We start from the raw sequence: 16,118 nt of genomic DNA, 5'->3' as shown, positions 1-16,118 counted from the left end.
CTGGTACTGGGGGGGGGGCCGCCTGGGGTGTGGGGGTCGGCCCCCAGGGCGGCCCCGGCCGTGGGGGCCGGGGCCCGACGGGTGGTGCCGTGGATCAGCCGGTCAGCGACCGGCGGGGATCACTTGGTGATCTTGGTGACGCGGCCCGCGCCGACGGTGCGACCGCCCTCGCGGATCGCGAAGCGCAGACCCTCGTCCATGGCGATCGGCTGGATGAGCTCGACGGCCATCTCGGTGTTGTCGCCCGGCATGACCATCTCGGTGCCCTCGGGGAGGGTCACGACGCCGGTCACGTCCGTGGTGCGGAAGTAGAACTGCGGGCGGTAGTTGTTGAAGAACGGCGTGTGACGGCCGCCCTCCTCCTTCGACAGGATGTAGACCGAGGCGTCGAAGTTGGTGTGCGGGGTCGTGGTGCCCGGCTTCGCCAGAACCATGCCGCGCTCGACGTCCTCGCGCTTGGTGCCGCGGAGGAGCAGACCGACGTTCTCGCCCGCCTGGCCCTCGTCGAGGAGCTTGCGGAACATCTCCACACCGGTGACGGTGGTCTTGGAGGAGGTCTCGCGGATACCGAGGATCTCGATCTCCTCGCCGACCTTGACGATGCCGCGCTCGATGCGGCCCGTGACCACGGTGCCACGACCGGTGATCGTGAAGACGTCCTCGACGGGCATGAGGAACGGCTTGTCGGTGTCGCGCTCGGGCTGCGGGATGTAGGAGTCCACGGCCTCCATGAGCTCGCCGATCGAGTCGGCCCACTTCTGGTCGCCGTTGAGCGCCGGGAAGGCCGCCACGCGGACCACGGGGACGTCGTCGCCCGGGAACTCGTACTCGGAGAGGAGCTCGCGCACCTCCATCTCGACGAGCTCGATGAGCTCCTCGTCGTCGACCATGTCGCACTTGTTGAGCGCGACGACCAGGGCGGGCACGCCGACCTGGCGGGCGAGCAGCACGTGCTCGCGGGTCTGCGGCATCGGGCCGTCGGTGGCGGCGACCACGAGGATCGCGCCGTCCATCTGCGCCGCGCCGGTGATCATGTTCTTGATGTAGTCGGCGTGACCGGGGCAGTCGACGTGCGCGTAGTGGCGCTGCTCGGTCTGGTACTCGATGTGGGCGATCGAGATGGTGATGCCGCGCTGGCGCTCCTCGGGGGCCTTGTCGATGGAGTCGAAGGGCGACGCCTCGTTCAGGTCCGGGTACTTGTCGTGCAGCACCTTGGAAATCGCCGCGGTGAGCGTCGTCTTCCCGTGGTCGATGTGACCGATGGTGCCGATGTTGACGTGCGGCTTGGTCCGCTCGAACTTCGCCTTAGCCACTGGGGGCTCCTCCTGGTGTTGTTTGTTGCTTGACTCGTGAGTGGGACTGGTGGTGCCGAGGGTAGGGGACTACTCGCCCCGCGCCTTCTTGACGATCTCGTCGGCGATGTTCGAGGGAACCTCGGCGTACGAGTCGAACTCCATCGAGTACGACGCCTGGCCGGAGGTCTTGGACCTCAGGTCACCGACGTACCCGAACATCTCCGAGAGCGGGACGAGGGCCGACACGACGAGGTCGCCGTGGGACTCCTCCTGCGCCCGGACCTGACCGCGACGGCTGTTGATGTCGCCGATGACCGTACCCAGGAAGGACTCCGGGGTCGTCACCTCCACGGCGAACATCGGCTCGAGCAGGACAGGCTTGGCCTGGCGGCAGGCCTCCTTGAAGGCCTGGTTGCCGGCGATCTTGAACGCGAGCTCCGAGGAGTCCACGTCGTGGTAGGCGCCGTCCTCCAGGGACACCTTGACGTCCACCATCGGGTAGCCGGCGAGGACACCGAACTGCATGGCGTCCTGCGCACCCTGGTCGACCGAAGGGATGTACTCCTTCGGCACGCGACCACCGGTGACGTTGTTGGCGAACTCGTAGCCCGCACCGAGACCGGTCTCGGCGTCGATGTTGGGCTCGATCGAGATGACGACCTTCGCGAACTGGCCCGAACCACCGGTCTGCTTCTTGTGGGTGTAGCTGTGGTTCTTGACCTCGCGGCGGATGGTCTCGCGGTAGGCGACCTGCGGCTTGCCGACGGTGGCCTCGACCTTGAACTCCCGCTTCATGCGGTCGACCAGGATCTCGAGGTGGAGCTCGCCCATGCCGGCGATGATGGTCTGGCCGGTCTCCTCGTCGGTCTTGACGACGAAGGTCGGGTCCTCCTCGGCCAGGCGCTGGATGGCGACACCCAGCTTCTCCTGGTCGGACTTGGTCTTGGGCTCGATGGCGACCTCGATCACCGGGGCCGGGAAGGTCATCGACTCCAGCACGACCGGCTTGGAGGCGTCCGAGAGGGTGTGACCGGTCTTGGTGTCCTTCAGACCCATGACGGCCACGATCTGACCGGCGCCGACAGAGGCGATCTCCTCACGCTTGTTGGCGTGCATCTGGTAGATCTTGCCGATCCGCTCCTTGCGGCCGTTGCTGGAGTTCAGCACGGTGCCGCCGGCCTCGAGGGTGCCGGAGTAGACGCGGACGAAGGTCAGCTTGCCCAGGTGCGGGTCCGAGGCGATCTTGAACGCCAGGGCGGCCAGCGGCTCGTCGGCCGAGGGCTTGCGGGAGACCTCGTTCTCGGGGGTCTCCTCCGCGTTGGGCTTGTGACCCGTGATGGCGTCGACGTCCAGCGGCGAGGGCAGGTAGTCGACGATCGCGTCGAGCAGGGTCTGCACGCCCTTGTTCTTGAACGCGGTGCCGGTGAGGATCGGGTTCAGCTTGTCGGCCAGGGTCGCGCGACGGATCGCGGCCTTGAGCTCGGCGACGCTGAGTTCCTCGCCCTCGAGGTACTTCTCCATGACCTCGTCGTCGGCCTCGGAGAGGGTCTCGAGGAGCTTCTCGCGGTACTCGGCCGCCTTCTCGGCCAGGTCCGCGGGGATCTCCTCGACGACGTAGTCCTCGCCCTGGGCGGTCTCGCCGCGCCAGACCTTGGCGTTCATCTCGACCAGGTCCACGACGCCGATGAAGTCGCCCTCGGCACCGATCGGGATCTGCAGCACCAGCGGGGTGGCGTTGAGCTTGTTCACGATCGAGTCGACGACGCGGTAGAAGTCCGCGCCGGTGCGGTCGAGCTTGTTGACGAAGCACATGCGCGGGACGGCGTACTTGTTGGCCTGGCGCCACACGGTCTGCGACTGCGGCTCCACGCCGGCGACACCGTCGAAGACCGCGACGGCGCCGTCGAGGACGCGCAGCGAGCGCTCGACCTCGACGGTGAAGTCCACGTGGCCGGGGGTGTCGATGATGTTGATCTGGTGCTTCTTCCACCAGCAGGTGGTGGCGGCGGAGGTGATCGTGATGCCGCGCTCCTGCTCCTGCTCCATCCAGTCCATCGTGGCAGCGCCGTCGTGGACCTCACCGATCTTGTAGGAGATACCGGTGTAGAACAGGATGCGCTCGGTGGTGGTCGTCTTGCCGGCATCGATGTGCGCCATGATGCCGATGTTGCGGACGACCTTGAGGTCGGTGGTGATGTCGACAGCCACTGTGGTCAGCGTTCCTTAGGTCGAGGGTGTGCGGTGGAGGGCCGGGGCGGCGCACCAGCGGTGGCCGCCCCGACCCGAGGTCACCAGCGGTAGTGGGCGAAGGCCTTGTTGGACTCGGCCATCTTGTGGGTGTCCTCGCGCTTCTTCACCGCGGCACCGAGGCCGTTGGAGGCGTCGAGGATCTCGTTCATCAGCCGCTCGGACATGGTCTTCTCGCGGCGGTCCTGGGCGTAGCCCACGAGCCAGCGCAGCGCCAGCGTGGTGCCGCGGTTGCCCTTGACCTCGATCGGGACCTGGTAGGTCGCACCGCCGACGCGGCGGGACTTGACCTCGATGGCCGGCTTGACGTTGTCCATCGCGCGCTTGAGCGTCACGACGGGGTCGGTGCCGGTCTTCTCGCGGCAGCCCTCGAGCGCGGAGTAGACGATGCGCTGCGCGACCTGCTTCTTGCCGTCCTGCAGCACCTTGGAGACGAGCTGGGTGACCAGCTGCGACCCGTAGACCGGGTCGACGTCGAGGGGGCGCTTCGGAGCGGGACCCTTGCGCGGCATGTCAGCTCTTCTCCTTCTTGGCGCCGTAGCGGCTGCGAGCCTGCTTGCGGTTCTTCACGCCCTGGGTGTCGAGCGTGCCGCGGATGATCTTGTAGCGGACACCGGGCAGGTCCTTCACACGGCCGCCGCGGACGAGCACGATCGAGTGCTCCTGGAGGTTGTGGCCCACGCCGGGGATGTAGGCAGTGACCTCGACGCCGCTGGACAGGCGCACACGGGCGACCTTGCGCAGGGCGGAGTTCGGCTTCTTCGGCGTGGTGGTGTAGACGCGGGTGCAGACGCCACGGCGCTGCGGAGACCCCTTCAGGGCAGGCGTCTTGTTCTTCGACACCTTGTCCTGGCGGCCCTTGCGGACCAGCTGGTTGATGGTGGGCACCTGGCGGTTCCCTTTCTTGTCATGACTCTCTGCGCAGCGATCTGCTCCGCAGGGTGTGCCGGCGACTGCTCGTCACCGTGCGTGTGTCGGGTGGTGCTGCTCGACCCGCGCTGCTCGCCCCCGAGGTCGGGCGTGTCGCCCTCAGCACGGTGCCACCCCGCAACCGGGGAGGCGGTGGACTGGTCGTGGCGGCCGATGCCGGGCCTGTTTCCGGCAGCTACTTCCGCGCACGCGCAACGGCCTGGTCGTCCCAGACACGAGGAATGAGGCTACCGGGCACCTGCAGGGCGGTCAAAACCCGACGAGGGCCGAGGAAGAGGGCTGCGCAGAGGAGGGTCCCGAGCACGGTCGCGGCCCCTCCGACCAGGAGGGTCCAGCGGGCTCCGTAGGTCTCGCCGACCCACCCGATGAAGGGCGCGCCCAGCGGCGTACCGCCGATGAAGATCATCATGTAGAGCGCCATCACCCGTCCCCGCATCGCCGGGGTGGTCTGCAGCTGCAGGTGCGCGTTGGCGCTGGTGATCATGGTCAGCGCGGCCAGGCCCAGCAGCGGGCAGAGCAGGGCGAAGGTGAGGTACGACGGCGCGAGGCCGGCCACGACCTCCAGCACCCCGAAGGCGACGGCGGCGCCCACCACCAGTCGGTGCCGCACCCGCTCGCGCCGGGCGGCGACGAGCGAGCCGGTCAGCGAGCCGACGGCCAGGAAGGTGCCGAGCAGGCCGTACTCGGTGGGGCCCTTGTCGAAGACGTCGGTGGCCATCAGCGCCGAGGTCATCTGGAAGTTCAGCCCGAAGGTGCCGGCGAAGAAGACGATCCCGAGGATGAGCAGCAGGTCCGGTCGGCCGCGCACGTAGGCGACCCCCTCGCGGACCTGGCCGGGCCGCCGGGGCACCCGGTCGGGTGTGCGCAGGGCGGCGCCGTCCAGGGCACGCAGGGTCAGGACGGGGGCGACGTAGCTGAACCCGTTGAGCACGATGACCCAGCCGGTGCCCGCCACTCCCCCGCCGAAGGCGGCGATCAGCAGGCCGGCGAGCGCCGGACCGATGATGCGGGCGGAGTTGAAGCTCGCGGAGTTGAGACCCACGGCGTTGGTCAGGTCGTCGGGGCCGACCAGCTCGGAGACGAAGGACTGCCGCGCCGGGGCGTCGAAGGCCGAGGCGACGCCCAGGACCAGGGCCAGGGCGTAGACGTGCCAGATCTCGACGGTCCCGGTCACGGCCAGGACGCCCAGCACGAGCGCCGGCACCGCCATCCCGATGTTGGTGACCTGCAGCAGCCAGCGCTTGGGGACGCGGTCGGCGATGACCCCGGCGAGCGGCGAGAGCAGCAGGAACGGGAGGAACTGCAGCCCGGTCACGATCCCGAGCGCCGCACCGGACCCGGTGAGGACGAGCACCAGCCAGTCCTGCGCCACCCGCTGCATCCAGGTACCCACGTTCGACACCAGCGCGCCGGCGGCGTAGGTCCGGTAGTTCGGCTGGGACAGGGCGCGGAACGTGGGGCTCAGGTCGTCTCCTGCGGGCGGGGGTGGCTGGGGTGTCTACCGGTCAACCGGTGGACGGCGTCAACCATTCCCGCCCCGGCCCGCGCGAGCCGGCCGGGGCTCAGGTGAGCAGGTCGGTGATCGGCGTGATGGCGAAGTAGACGACGAAGAGCCCGGCCACGACCCACAGCAGCGGGTGCACCTGGCGGGTCTTGCCGAGCACCAGCTTGATGAGCACGTAGGAGACGAAGCCGGCGCCGATGCCGACCGAGATGGAGTAGGTGAACGGCATCAGCACGATGGTGAGGAACGCCGGGATCGCGATCTCCAGGTCCGACCAGTCGACGCCGGTCACCTGCTGCATCATCAGGAAGCCGACCAGGACCAGCGCCGGGACCGCCGCCTCGGAGGGGATCGCGCTGACGATCGGGGCGAAGAACGTCGAGAGCAGGAACAGCACGCCCGTGACGATCGAGGCCAGCCCGGTGCGGGCGCCCTCGCCCACGCCCGAGGCGGACTCGATGTAGGAGGTGTTGGAGGAGACGCCACCCAGTCCGCCGGCGATCGCGGCGACCGAGTCGACGACCAGGATCCGCTCGGTGTGCGGCGGGACGCCGTCGGCGTCGTTGAGCCCGGCCTCGGCGCCGATGGCGGTCATCGTGCCCATCGTGTCGAAGAAGTCGGCCAGCATGAGGGAGAAGACCAGCAGGATCGCGCCGATCACGCCCACGGCGCCGGCGGAGAACGCCCCGAACAGGTCGACCTGGAACAGCGTGCCGAAGTCGGGGACGTCGACGACCCCGTCGAAGCTCGGCACGGTCAGGGCCCAGCCGCCGGGGTTGTCCTCGGCGCGCGCACCCAGGTCGAGGACCGCCTCCAGGACGAAGGCGCCGATCGTCGTGACGACGATGGCGAGGAGGATCGCGCCCTTGACCGCGCGGGCCCACAGGGCGATCAGCAGCAGCAGGCCCAGGCAGAAGACCAGGACCGGCCAGCCGGACAGCTGACCGGTGGCGCCGAGCTGGGTGACGGTGCCCGCGCCGGGGCGGACGAAGCCGGCGTCGGCGAAGCCGATGAGGGCGATGAACAGGCCGATGCCCACCGAGATGGCGACCTTGAGCTGGGTGGGCACGGCGTGGAAGACCGCCGCCCGGAAACCGGTGAGCACCAGGACGAGGATCACGATCCCCTCGAGGACGACCAGGCCCATCGCCGCCTCCCACGTGGAGCGGGTCGCGATGGAGAAGGCGACGAAGGCGTTGAGGCCCAGGCCGGTGGCCAGCGCGAGCGGGAACTTCGCGACCGAGCCCATGAGGATGGTCAGCAGCCCGGCGACCAGGGCGGTGCCGGCGGCGATGGCCGGGAGGTTCTCGCCGTTGCCGGTGCCGCCGCCCAGATAGGCCCCGGTGGAGTCGGGCACGTAGCCGAGGATCAGCGGGTTCAGCACGATGATGTAGGCCATCGTGAGGAAGGTGACGATGCCGCCGCGCACCTCGCGGCCCACGGTCGAGCCGCGGGCGGTGATGAGGAAGTAGCGGTCCAGGGCGTTGGTGCCGGTCACGGCGGTCCCGTTGCTCACGGGCGCACAGCAAACCAGAGCCCTGCGCGGCCCGTCGAGGGGGGATGCGGTCGGCGCGTAGAGTCGCCGCCGTGGACCTGCGCGACGAGCAGCCGACCCAGCACGAGATCGGCAACCGCACCTACCTGGTCGCGGACGTCGACCCCCTGGACGTGGACGGGGTCCGCACGGTCCAGGTGGGCTCGGGGCTCTTCCTGCTGGGGTTCCTCGCGCTCCTCCCCTTCTACGGCACCCTCCAGGACAACGACCGCACCTGGTGGCTGTGGATGTGCCTGACCGGCTTCGCCCTCGGGCTCTTCGGCGTGGAGTACTGCCGTCGCCGGCGACGCGCCCGCGACCGGATGCGCGCCGAGGAGCAGCAGGCGTGAGCGGTCCGCCGCCGACCCGCTGGCAGCTCGCCGGTCCGGAGGCGGCCGCCGGCTTCGGACGGAAGTTCGCCGAGCTGGTGGCCACCGGCCAGGACGTCGACGGCGAGGCGCGCCTCGCCGACACCCTGCTGCCGCGGGGTGGCCGGGTGCTCGACGTCGGCGCCGGCATGGGCCGGGTCACCGCCGCGCTCACCGCCCGTGGGCACCGGGTGGTGGGCCTGGAGCCGGACGGCGCCCTGGTGGAGCAGGCGCGGGCGACGTACGCCGGGATCGACCTGCTGCACAGCGACGTCCTGGGACTCTCCGAGGAGCTGCTCGACGACCGGCCCGGTGAGTACGACCTCGTCGTGGTCGTCGGGAACGTGATGGTCTTCCTCGCCGAGGGCACCGAGCGGCAGGTGCTGTCGCTGCTGCGCTCGCGGCTCGCGCCCGGCGGGCGGGTGCTGGTCGGCTTCCACCTCGAGGGCGGGCCCGAGCACGCGCGGCAGTACGCGCCGGAGGAGTTCGTGGCCGACGTCGAGGCGTCCGGGCTGCGGGTGGACGCGCGGTTCGGGAGCTACGAGCTGCACCCGCCGTCGGACGACTACGCGGTGTGGGTGCTGTCGGCGGTGGGAGCCGAGGCGGCCGTCACCGAGTTCGGGCACGCGTTCCGGGACTGAGCCCCCGGGGCTCGGGTCGCCGACCGGGTCACCGGGTCTCGACGACGCTCGCTGGCGCTCGCTGCTCGACCGGCGGGGGCGAGCCCGGCTCAGAAGCTCTCGATCTGGGTGGCGTCGAGGTCGTCGACGACCGGCTCGGGCAGCGGCTGCGGCTCGTGCCGCTTGGCCAGCCGCACCTCGGAGTGCGCCCCGCAGCCGTGGTCGAAGGAGACGATCCGGCCGTCGTCGTTGGCGTCGCCGTTGGCGCAGACACCGAACATCTCCGACAGCGGGCCGGCGATGCGCAGCAGGAAGCCGCAGCTGGTGCACTGGTCCGGCGCGGACTGCGCGATTGGGGCCGAGGGGCCTTGGTCGCCGTCGTACCACCGCTGGGCGGCGAGGTCGCGGCCCTCCGGTGAGAGGGTGCGGGAGCGGCCCAGGCCGAGGTCCTTGGCGACCTGGCGCACCTGGGCCTTGTCGTCGGCGTCGAGCGGGTCGTCGCCGAAGGAGTAGGTGGGGACCAAGCGCGGGTCGTCGTCGGCGACGGGCAGCAGGTCGCCGGGGCTCATGTCGCCGGGGCGGACCCGATCGCGGTAGGGCACCCACTCCGGCGCCACGATCGCGCCCTCACCGGGGACCAGCACGACCTCGGCGACGGTGACGTGCTTCTGGCGGGAGGCGCGGACCACGGTCACGCACCACTGCCACCCGACGTACCCGCGACGGGTGCAGGCGAAGAGGTGGGTGACCACGCGCTCGCCCTCGACCAGGTGGCCGAGGTGCTCGCCGACGTCGCGCGCTTCGTCGACGTCGGCCAGCAGCGCCTCACGGGCCACGTCGACCGCCGCGACGGCGACGGAGTCGGGCTTGGCACGGGCGATGGTGGTCACGGCGGGTCATCATGCCCGGTCCGGTCCGGGCGTGCCAGGTCGCCCCGCCGCGGCGCGCCCGTCGTGCCCGGTCCGGCAGGCTCGCTCGTGGGCTCGGCCGTGTCCCTCGCCCGGCGGGGTCGGAGGGACCAGGCAGGATGGGGCCATGACGTCCGAGGGCCAGCCCGGCGCCGAGCACCACAGCCGGCCCCGGGCGCACGCGCCCTCGGGGCCGGACCTGGCGGGTCCGGGGTCGGCTGCGGACGGGTCCGGCTCGACCGGACCGGGCTCGACCCGGCCGATGCCCTCACCAGGGGGAGCGGCAGGCGCCGGCGCGGCCGGCACGGGCGGCAAGGCCCGGGCCGTCGGCCGCGGGATCGGCACCGGCGCGCGCGCCACGGGTCGCGGCGCGGCGACGGTGGCCCGGGCGACGGGGCGCGCGACGGCGTACGTCGGCACTCAGGCGCGCCGCGCGGCGGGTGCGCAGGGTGCGGAGGACTCCGGGCTCAACCGGCTGATCTACCTGCACTTCTTCAACACCGCCGGCGACGCCGCGGTGGCGATCTCGTTGGCCGGGTCGCTGTTCTTCCAGGTGCCCTCGGGCGAGGCCCGCGGGCAGGTGGCGCTCTTCCTCGGGCTGACGATGCTGCCGTTCGCGATCGTCGCGCCGCTGATCGGGCCGTTCCTGGACCGCGTCTCCCACGGCCGTCGGTGGGCGATCGGGTCGACCATGGCGCTGCGCGCCTTCCTGTGCTGGGCCCTGGCCGGCGCGATCTCGACCGGTGACTCCCCGTGGCTGTTCGCCGCGGCCCTGGGCGTGCTGGTCTCCTCCAAGGCGTACGGCGTCACCCGGGCCGCCGCGGTGCCGCGACTGCTCCCCGACGGGTTCACGCTGGTCAAGGCCAACGGGCGGGTCTCGCTCTCGGGGATCGTCGGGGCGTCGGTCTCCGCGCCGCTGGCCGGCCTCGCCTCGCTGGCCGGGCCCGAGTGGTCGCTGCGCTACGCCTTCCTGCTGTTCGTGGCCGCGACCGTCTTCGCCATCCGGCTGCCCGAGAAGGTCGACTCCTCCGTCGGCGAGGGCGAGATGGTGCTCACCGGCGACTCCGCCGCGCGCACCGGGCGCCGCCCGCGCACCCGCATCCCCAGCGCGGTGGCGTTCGCGCTGCGAGCCAACTGCGGGCCCCGGTGGATGAGCGGGTTCCTGCTGATGTTCATGGCGTTCCTGCTGCGCGAGAACCCGCCGCCGTCGGGACTGTCGGCGGAGGTGCTGATCGGCCTGGTCGTCGGCGCGGCCGGCGCCGGCAACGGCCTGGGCGTGGCCGCGGCCTCGCTGCTGCGGCGGATCAACCCGTCGGTCACCGTGGTGCTTGCACTGCTCGCCGACGCCACGCTGGCGCTGGTCGCGACGCTGTTCTACGGCGTGCTGCCGCTGGTGCTGCTGGGCCTCTTCGCCGGGCTGACGCAGTCGCTGGCGAAGTTCTGCCTCGACGCCACGATCCAGCGCGACGTACCGACCCGGGTGCAGGCCTCGGCGTTCGCGCGCTCGGACACCACGCTGCAGCTGGCGTGGGTCATCGGCGGCTTCGTCGGGATCGCGCTCCCCCTCGACCCCCCGCGGCTCGGGCTCGGGGTGGCGTTCGCGGTGCTGACGGCGTGGTCGGTCTTCGTCCTGGCCAGCAAGCGGACCGCGGCCCGGAACGGGCCGGTGCCGGTCGCCACGCCCTGAGGTCTACGGACCTCTGACCCGGGTCTCGACACGCGGGTCGCGGCTTCGTCCCTCAGCCGCGCCGCTCGCTCGACCACCGACGATCGGTCCGCTGGCGCGTCCCGATCAGCCGTCGAGCTCGTCGGCCAGCGCGCGCAGCACCTTGGCGGTGCGGGCGCCGGCGGCCTTGTCGGGGTGCCGGCCGTGGCGGTAGGCCTCGGAGGTGGCGTCGAGCAGCCGGATCACGTCCTCGACGATCGTGACCATCTCGTCGGGCTTCTTGCGCCTGGCCTCGGCCCGGTTGCGGCTGACCGACGCGGGCGCGTCGAGGATGCGCACCTGCAGCGCCTGGTCGCCGCGGCGCCCCTGGGCGATCCCGAACTCGACCTTCGTCCCGGCCTTGAGCGAGGTGGTGCCCTCGGGCAGCGCCTCGGCGCGCACGTAGACGTCCGGCCCGGACTCCTGGGACAGGAAGCCGAAGCCCTTCTCGGCGTCGTACCACTTCACCTTGCCAGTCGGCACTGCACTCGTTCCTCGTTCGGGGGTGGGGCCGCGGCCGTCCGGCCGGAGCCGGGCAAGGATATGCAGGCGGGTGGTGGGCCCACCATCGGGATCCGTACGACGGCGGCCGCTCGCTTCCCGGGCCCGGCTCCCGGACCGGCTCAGCGACGCACCAGGTCGGGCGCGAGGGTGGCGACGCCGACCACCAGGCCGCTGAGGCTGGCCGCGAGGAGCAGCAGGGTCCACACGACCGAGGGCACCCGGGTCAGCCGGGCGAGCTGGTCGGGGTCGGAGCCGCGGCGCCCGGCGCGACCGGCCACGAGCAGCTCGACGAGCGGGCGGGGTGCGGCGAGCAGCAGGAGCCAGGTGACGAGCAGGGCCGTCGCGGTCTGGGTCCGGGCTTCGGCGTACCAGGTCACGAGGGCGACGGCGGTGCCGACCGCGAGCACCACGAGCAGGCCGAAGGCGTTGCGGATCCACAGCAGGACGCCGACGAGCATCACGACCAGGCACCACAGCAGGAGGAGGGCGCGGCCGTCGGCCAGCAGCAGCGCCGCACCGAGGCCGAGGACGGCGGGCGCGAGGTAGCCGGCCGCGAGCATGACGACCATGCCTGGGCCTCGTGGGCGACCGCGGGAGAGGGTGACGCCGCTGGTGTCGGAGTGCAGCCGGATCCCCTGGAGGCGCCGGCCGACCAGCAGGGCGACGAGCGCGTGCCCCGCCTCGTGGACGAGCGTGACGCCGAGCCGCACCCGCGGCCAGGTGACCGGCCAGACCACCAGCGCCGCGGCCACGGCGCCCAGGAGCAGCACCGTCGTGGCGCCGGGCAGCTGCTGCCGGGAGCCGAGGTCGGCCCAGACGCGCGCCCAGGCGTCGCGGGCCGGGTCGCTCACCCGGCGAGCCCGCCGAGACCGTCGCGCACGTGGTCGTCGAGCCAGTCCGGGAACTCCAGCAGCGATTCGAGCACCACGTCGGTGCCGGCGTCGAGCAGCTCGGAGCGCGTGCACCCACCCGTGAGCACCGAGACGCTGAGCGCGTCGGCGGCGTGCGCGCCCTCGACGTCGTGGACGTGGTCGCCGACGTAGACCCCGGCGCCCTCCTCGCGGAGCACCTCGGCCTTGCCGACACCCCACACCCAGCCCTCGAGCCGGTCGGCGCGCAGCTCGAGGTGGTCGAGGTGGAGCCGGGCGTTGGGGGTGAACTTGCCGGTGACGACCAGCACCCGACCGCCGTGGCCACGCACCGCGTCGAGCGCAGCGTGGGCACCGGGCAGCGCGGGCACCGGGGTGATGGCGTGGTGGGGGTAGAGCGCACGGAACCGGTCCCCCGCCGGCCCGATCTGCTCCTCGGGCAGGTGCCCGGCGAGGAGGTGGTCCAGCGGCGGTCCGAGCCGCTCGGTCATCTGCTCGACCGGGAAGTCCACGCCCAGCTCGCGACCGAGCACACGCAGCACGTCGGCGAAGCCGGGCGCGGTGTCGATGAGCGTCATGTCGAGGTCGAAGCCGACGACCGGTCCGGTCGTGGGGGTCGGTCCGGCGCTCACGGGCCCAGGGTAGGCAGGGACCCCTGGACGACGGGAACCGGTGACCGCGGGACGCGCGTGGACCCATGAGTCACAATGGTGTGCTCGGGCACCGTGCGTCTCGGCGTGCCCGCCCTGCCGACGTACGACGGAGAGCACCGTGGACCCGCACCGCCTGCCACGCCGCGGGCTCCGGGGCGCCCTCGCGACCGGGCTCGCGGTCGGCCTGGCGGCGGTGCTGGCGGCTCCGGCAGCGCTGCTCACCGGGGCACCGGCCGCCGCGGACGAGCCCCGCGACCTCTACCTCGTCACCCTCGACGGACCCGGGCTGGCCGCCACCCCACCAGGCCTGGCCCGCGACCTGGCCGGCCTGCAGCTGCGGGCCCGGCAGGACGCGGTCCTGGACGCGGTGGACGCCCCGCCCCCGGCGTACCGCTTCGAGACCGCGCTGGTCGGCCTCGCCGTCGAGCTCACGGACGACCAGGCCGCCGCGCTCGCCGTCGAGCCCGGTGTCGCGCGGGTCGAGGTGGACCGGGTCCGCCCGCTCGCCGGCCGCGGTGGCACGGGGGACCCGGCGCGGCTCAGCCCCGGTGGCTCGGCCCGCGGCGGCGCCGGCACCGTGGTCGGCCTGGTCGACACCGGTCTGGACCCCGACTCCCCGCTGTTCGCTGCCAGCCCCCGGCTCGGCCGCGCCCCGTCGGGCCCGGCCCCGGACTGCCGGGCCGAGCCCGGCTGGGGCCCGGGCTGGTGCACCGACAAGGTGGTGGCGGCCGCGTGGTTCGTCGAGGGCTTCGGCACCGCCCGGCTCGCCAGCTCGGCCCGGTTGTCCCCGCTCGACGACACCGGGCACGGCACGCAGGTCGCCTCGATCGCCGCCGGCAACGCCGACGTCGCCGTGCGCCTGCGCGGCGAGGAGGTCGGTCGCTACTCCGGGGTCGCGCCGCAGGCGCGGCTCGCTGTCTACAAGGCCTGCTGGACCGCTCCCGACCCCGACGACGACGGTTGCTCGACGGCCGACCTGGTCGCCGCCGTCGACCGCGCGACCGCCGACGGCGTGGACGTGCTCAACCTGTCGGTCGGCGGGCCGGCCGAGCTGGACACCCTCGCGCTCGCCCTGCTCGGTGCCGCGGAGGCCGACGTCGTGGTCGTGGGTGCGGCCGGCAACGGCGGTGCCGGGGGGACCGCGCACGCCGCTCCCTGGATCACCACCGTGGGCGCCGTGACCGGTCTGCGGCGTGAGGGCGAGGTCCGCCTGGGTGGGGGCACCCGGCTCGTCGGCGCGAGTGCCGCCACCGACCGCTCCCCCCGTGCCCGGTTGGTGCGGGGCGCCGACGCCGCCGCACCGGGAGCCACGCGGGAGCAGGCGCGACGCTGCGTCCCGGGCTCCCTCGACACCGCTCTGGTGGCCGACCGGATCGTGCTCTGCGACCGTGGCGGCGTCGGGCGGGTGGACAAGTCCCAGGCCGTCGCGGCCGCCGACGGCGTGGGGATGGTCCTCGCCGAGACCGGCGGGGCCACCGGCGCGCTCGAGGCCGACCTGCACGCCGTGCCCACCGTCCACCTCGACGCCGCCGACGCGACCCGCCTCCGCTCGTGGGCGGCACGGCACCCGCGTGGCGCCGTCGTCCTGGCGCCCCGCCCCGTGGTCGACGCAGCACCGGAGGTGCCCGCCTGGTCCGGCACCGGCGACCCGACGGCAGCCCTCCCCAAGCCCGACCTCGTCGCCCCGGGCGAGGGGGTCCTCGGCGCGGTCCCCGACGGCAGCGGCTGGGAGTTGCTCACCGGCACGTCCGCCTCGGCCGCCTGGGTCAGCGGGGTCGCGGCGCGGCTGCGCGCCGAGCGCGGCTGGTCGGCCTCGGCCGTGCGGAGCGCGCTCGTCACGACGGCCGACCCGTTGCCCGTCGGCGTCCTGCGCGCCGGCGCCGGTCGGGTCCGGCAGCAGTCGGTGTCGTCCCCCGGCCTGGTCCTCGGGCTCGACCCGGCCGACTACCGCCGCTGGCTCGAGGGAAGGCGCGCGAGCCTCAACACCCCGGCCCTCGTCGTACGTCGCCAGGGGACGGTGACCCGCACCGTCACCAACATCGGCTCGCGGCCGCGCTACGTCTCCACGTCCGTGGTCGGCCTGGACGGCCGGCCCGTCACCGTGCTCCCCGCTGCGGTCGTGCTCGCACCTGGCGAGAGCCACCGGATCACGGTGCGGGTGGGGCTGGGAGACGGCTCGCAGGAGGACGGGGCCGTGCTGCTGCGCACCGGCGACGGCACCCGGGCCCGGCTGCCGCTGCTCGTCACGCGTTAGGCCGCAGCGGTGCCGGGGCGCCGCGATCGAGTCGCGCCAGCGCCGCGTCACGCTCGAACGAGTGCCGACTCACGCTCGAACTGACGCCGAGTCACGCTCGAACCAGCGCCGAGTCAGCGCCGGGTCAGCGGGACACGAGGGAGGGGTCGGTCAGGTGGCGGGGACGCGGTCCTGGTCGGCGGTGGCGGACTCGGCCATCGCCACGAGCGCCGCGACGGCGGTGGGGGCGTCGGCGGTGACCATGCCACCGATCCCCTCGGCGCCGGGGCCGGTGATGTCGGTGGTGACGGTGACCAGGGAGCCACCGTCGGTGGCCTCGACGACGTGGTCGATGCGGATCTCCAGCTCGCCCATGCGGATCACGTCGAGGTAGCCGTGGTCGGGGCGGACCTCGACCAGCTCGAAGGCCATCTCGAAGCCGCCGGCCATCACCATCGTCCCGGAGGTGCCGACGCGGAACGGTCCGTCGAGCACGACCCGCTCCACCGGCGGGTCCCAGCTGGCCCAGGTCGAGGGGTCGCTCCACAGCGCGAAGACCCGCTCGGGGGACGCGGTCGTCCGCAGGGTCTCGACGTGGTGGAAGTCCGCGCTGTGCTCCATGGCGCCGGAACCTATGCCAGCTGCGGCCGGGGCGCCAGGCCCCCCACCCGGATGATTGCCCACCCGGACGAGTGCCTGTCCGGACCAGTCGCCCCCCGTCGTACGCCGCAGCCCCGCCGACCACGAG

15 protein-coding genes are annotated in these 16,118 nt (G+C 72.7%); 4 read left to right on the top strand and 11 right to left on the bottom strand.

Features of this window, described 5'->3' with window-relative positions; genetic code table 11:
- Nucleotides 1-119: 119 nt before the first annotated feature.
- From tuf to Q1V71_RS05950, 6 genes are all read right to left on the bottom strand, one after another.
- Nucleotides 120-1,313 carry an elongation factor Tu gene (gene tuf / locus Q1V71_RS05975; RefSeq protein WP_300641676.1) on the bottom strand — a complete coding sequence of 398 codons (1,194 nt, stop codon included), beginning with the start codon at nucleotides 1,311-1,313 and terminating at the stop codon, nucleotides 120-122.
- Nucleotides 1,314-1,382: 69 nt separating this feature from the next.
- On the bottom strand, nucleotides 1,383-3,503 hold the full coding sequence (gene fusA, locus Q1V71_RS05970) for an elongation factor G (protein WP_300641674.1): 2,121 nt from the start codon (nucleotides 3,501-3,503) through the stop codon (nucleotides 1,383-1,385).
- A gap of 80 nt (nucleotides 3,504-3,583) precedes the next feature.
- Nucleotides 3,584-4,054, bottom strand: a complete 471-nt coding sequence (gene rpsG, locus Q1V71_RS05965) for a 30S ribosomal protein S7 (RefSeq protein WP_300641672.1) — start codon at nucleotides 4,052-4,054, stop codon at nucleotides 3,584-3,586.
- Between the two features lies 1 nt (nucleotide 4,055).
- On the bottom strand, nucleotides 4,056-4,430 hold the full coding sequence (gene rpsL, locus Q1V71_RS05960; protein ID WP_028636428.1) for a 30S ribosomal protein S12: 375 nt from the start codon (nucleotides 4,428-4,430) through the stop codon (nucleotides 4,056-4,058).
- A 217-nt stretch (nucleotides 4,431-4,647) separates the two neighbouring features.
- On the bottom strand, nucleotides 4,648-5,916 hold the full coding sequence (locus tag Q1V71_RS05955) for an MFS transporter (protein WP_367280128.1): 1,269 nt from the start codon (nucleotides 5,914-5,916) through the stop codon (nucleotides 4,648-4,650).
- Between the two features lie 118 nt (nucleotides 5,917-6,034).
- Complete coding sequence (locus Q1V71_RS05950; protein WP_300641670.1) at nucleotides 6,035-7,492, bottom strand: NCS2 family permease; 1,458 nt, start codon at nucleotides 7,490-7,492, stop codon at nucleotides 6,035-6,037.
- 71 nt (nucleotides 7,493-7,563) lie between these two features.
- Between Q1V71_RS05950 and Q1V71_RS05945 the strand changes: the two genes are divergently transcribed.
- On the top strand, nucleotides 7,564-7,860 hold the full coding sequence (locus Q1V71_RS05945) for a DUF2530 domain-containing protein (protein WP_300641668.1): 297 nt from the start codon (nucleotides 7,564-7,566) through the stop codon (nucleotides 7,858-7,860).
- A complete protein-coding gene (locus Q1V71_RS05940; protein ID WP_300641666.1) occupies nucleotides 7,857-8,519 on the top strand; it encodes a bifunctional 2-polyprenyl-6-hydroxyphenol methylase/3-demethylubiquinol 3-O-methyltransferase UbiG in 663 nt (220 codons plus the stop codon). The genes Q1V71_RS05945 and Q1V71_RS05940 overlap by 4 nt, the downstream gene beginning before the upstream one ends.
- A gap of 89 nt (nucleotides 8,520-8,608) precedes the next feature.
- On the opposite strand, the gene Q1V71_RS05935 is transcribed toward Q1V71_RS05940, so the two are convergent.
- Complete coding sequence (locus Q1V71_RS05935) at nucleotides 8,609-9,388, bottom strand: DUF3027 domain-containing protein (protein WP_300641664.1); 780 nt, start codon at nucleotides 9,386-9,388, stop codon at nucleotides 8,609-8,611.
- A 145-nt stretch (nucleotides 9,389-9,533) separates the two neighbouring features.
- Here Q1V71_RS05935 and Q1V71_RS05930 point away from each other — a divergent pair, with 145 nt between their 5' ends.
- Nucleotides 9,534-11,093 carry an MFS transporter gene (locus Q1V71_RS05930; RefSeq protein ID WP_300641662.1) on the top strand — a complete coding sequence of 520 codons (1,560 nt, stop codon included), beginning with the start codon at nucleotides 9,534-9,536 and terminating at the stop codon, nucleotides 11,091-11,093.
- Nucleotides 11,094-11,198: 105 nt separating this feature from the next.
- On the opposite strand, the gene Q1V71_RS05925 is transcribed toward Q1V71_RS05930, so the two are convergent.
- From Q1V71_RS05925 to Q1V71_RS05915, 3 genes are all read right to left on the bottom strand, one after another.
- Nucleotides 11,199-11,594 (bottom strand): cold-shock protein, encoded by a 396-nt coding sequence (locus tag Q1V71_RS05925; RefSeq protein WP_300641660.1) that lies wholly within the window; start codon nucleotides 11,592-11,594, stop codon nucleotides 11,199-11,201.
- 140 nt (nucleotides 11,595-11,734) lie between these two features.
- The gene (locus Q1V71_RS05920; RefSeq protein WP_300641659.1) at nucleotides 11,735-12,466 is read right to left on the bottom strand and encodes a M50 family metallopeptidase; all 732 of its coding nucleotides are present in this window, start codon (nucleotides 12,464-12,466) and stop codon (nucleotides 11,735-11,737) included.
- On the bottom strand, nucleotides 12,463-13,116 hold the full coding sequence (locus Q1V71_RS05915; protein ID WP_300641657.1) for an HAD family hydrolase: 654 nt from the start codon (nucleotides 13,114-13,116) through the stop codon (nucleotides 12,463-12,465). Before Q1V71_RS05915 ends, Q1V71_RS05920 begins: the two co-directional genes overlap by 4 nt.
- A 139-nt stretch (nucleotides 13,117-13,255) precedes the next feature.
- On the opposite strand from Q1V71_RS05915, the gene Q1V71_RS05910 reads away from it, so the two are divergent.
- Nucleotides 13,256-15,391 (top strand): S8 family serine peptidase, encoded by a 2,136-nt coding sequence (locus Q1V71_RS05910; protein WP_300641655.1) that lies wholly within the window; start codon nucleotides 13,256-13,258, stop codon nucleotides 15,389-15,391.
- A gap of 150 nt (nucleotides 15,392-15,541) precedes the next feature.
- On the opposite strand, the gene Q1V71_RS05905 is transcribed toward Q1V71_RS05910, so the two are convergent.
- Nucleotides 15,542-15,991: an SRPBCC family protein gene (locus Q1V71_RS05905; RefSeq protein WP_300641653.1), complete on the bottom strand. Its 450-nt coding sequence runs from the start codon at nucleotides 15,989-15,991 to the stop codon at nucleotides 15,542-15,544.
- Between the last annotated feature and the right edge of the window lie 127 nt (nucleotides 15,992-16,118).

Origin of the sequence: Nocardioides sp. (assembly GCF_030149505.1) — a bacterium.
In the GTDB taxonomy this organism is placed as follows: Bacteria; Actinomycetota; Actinomycetes; order Propionibacteriales; family Nocardioidaceae; genus Nocardioides.
The sequence above is the reverse complement of the archived record's forward strand: the minus strand, read 5'-3'. Positions and strand labels throughout refer to the sequence as shown.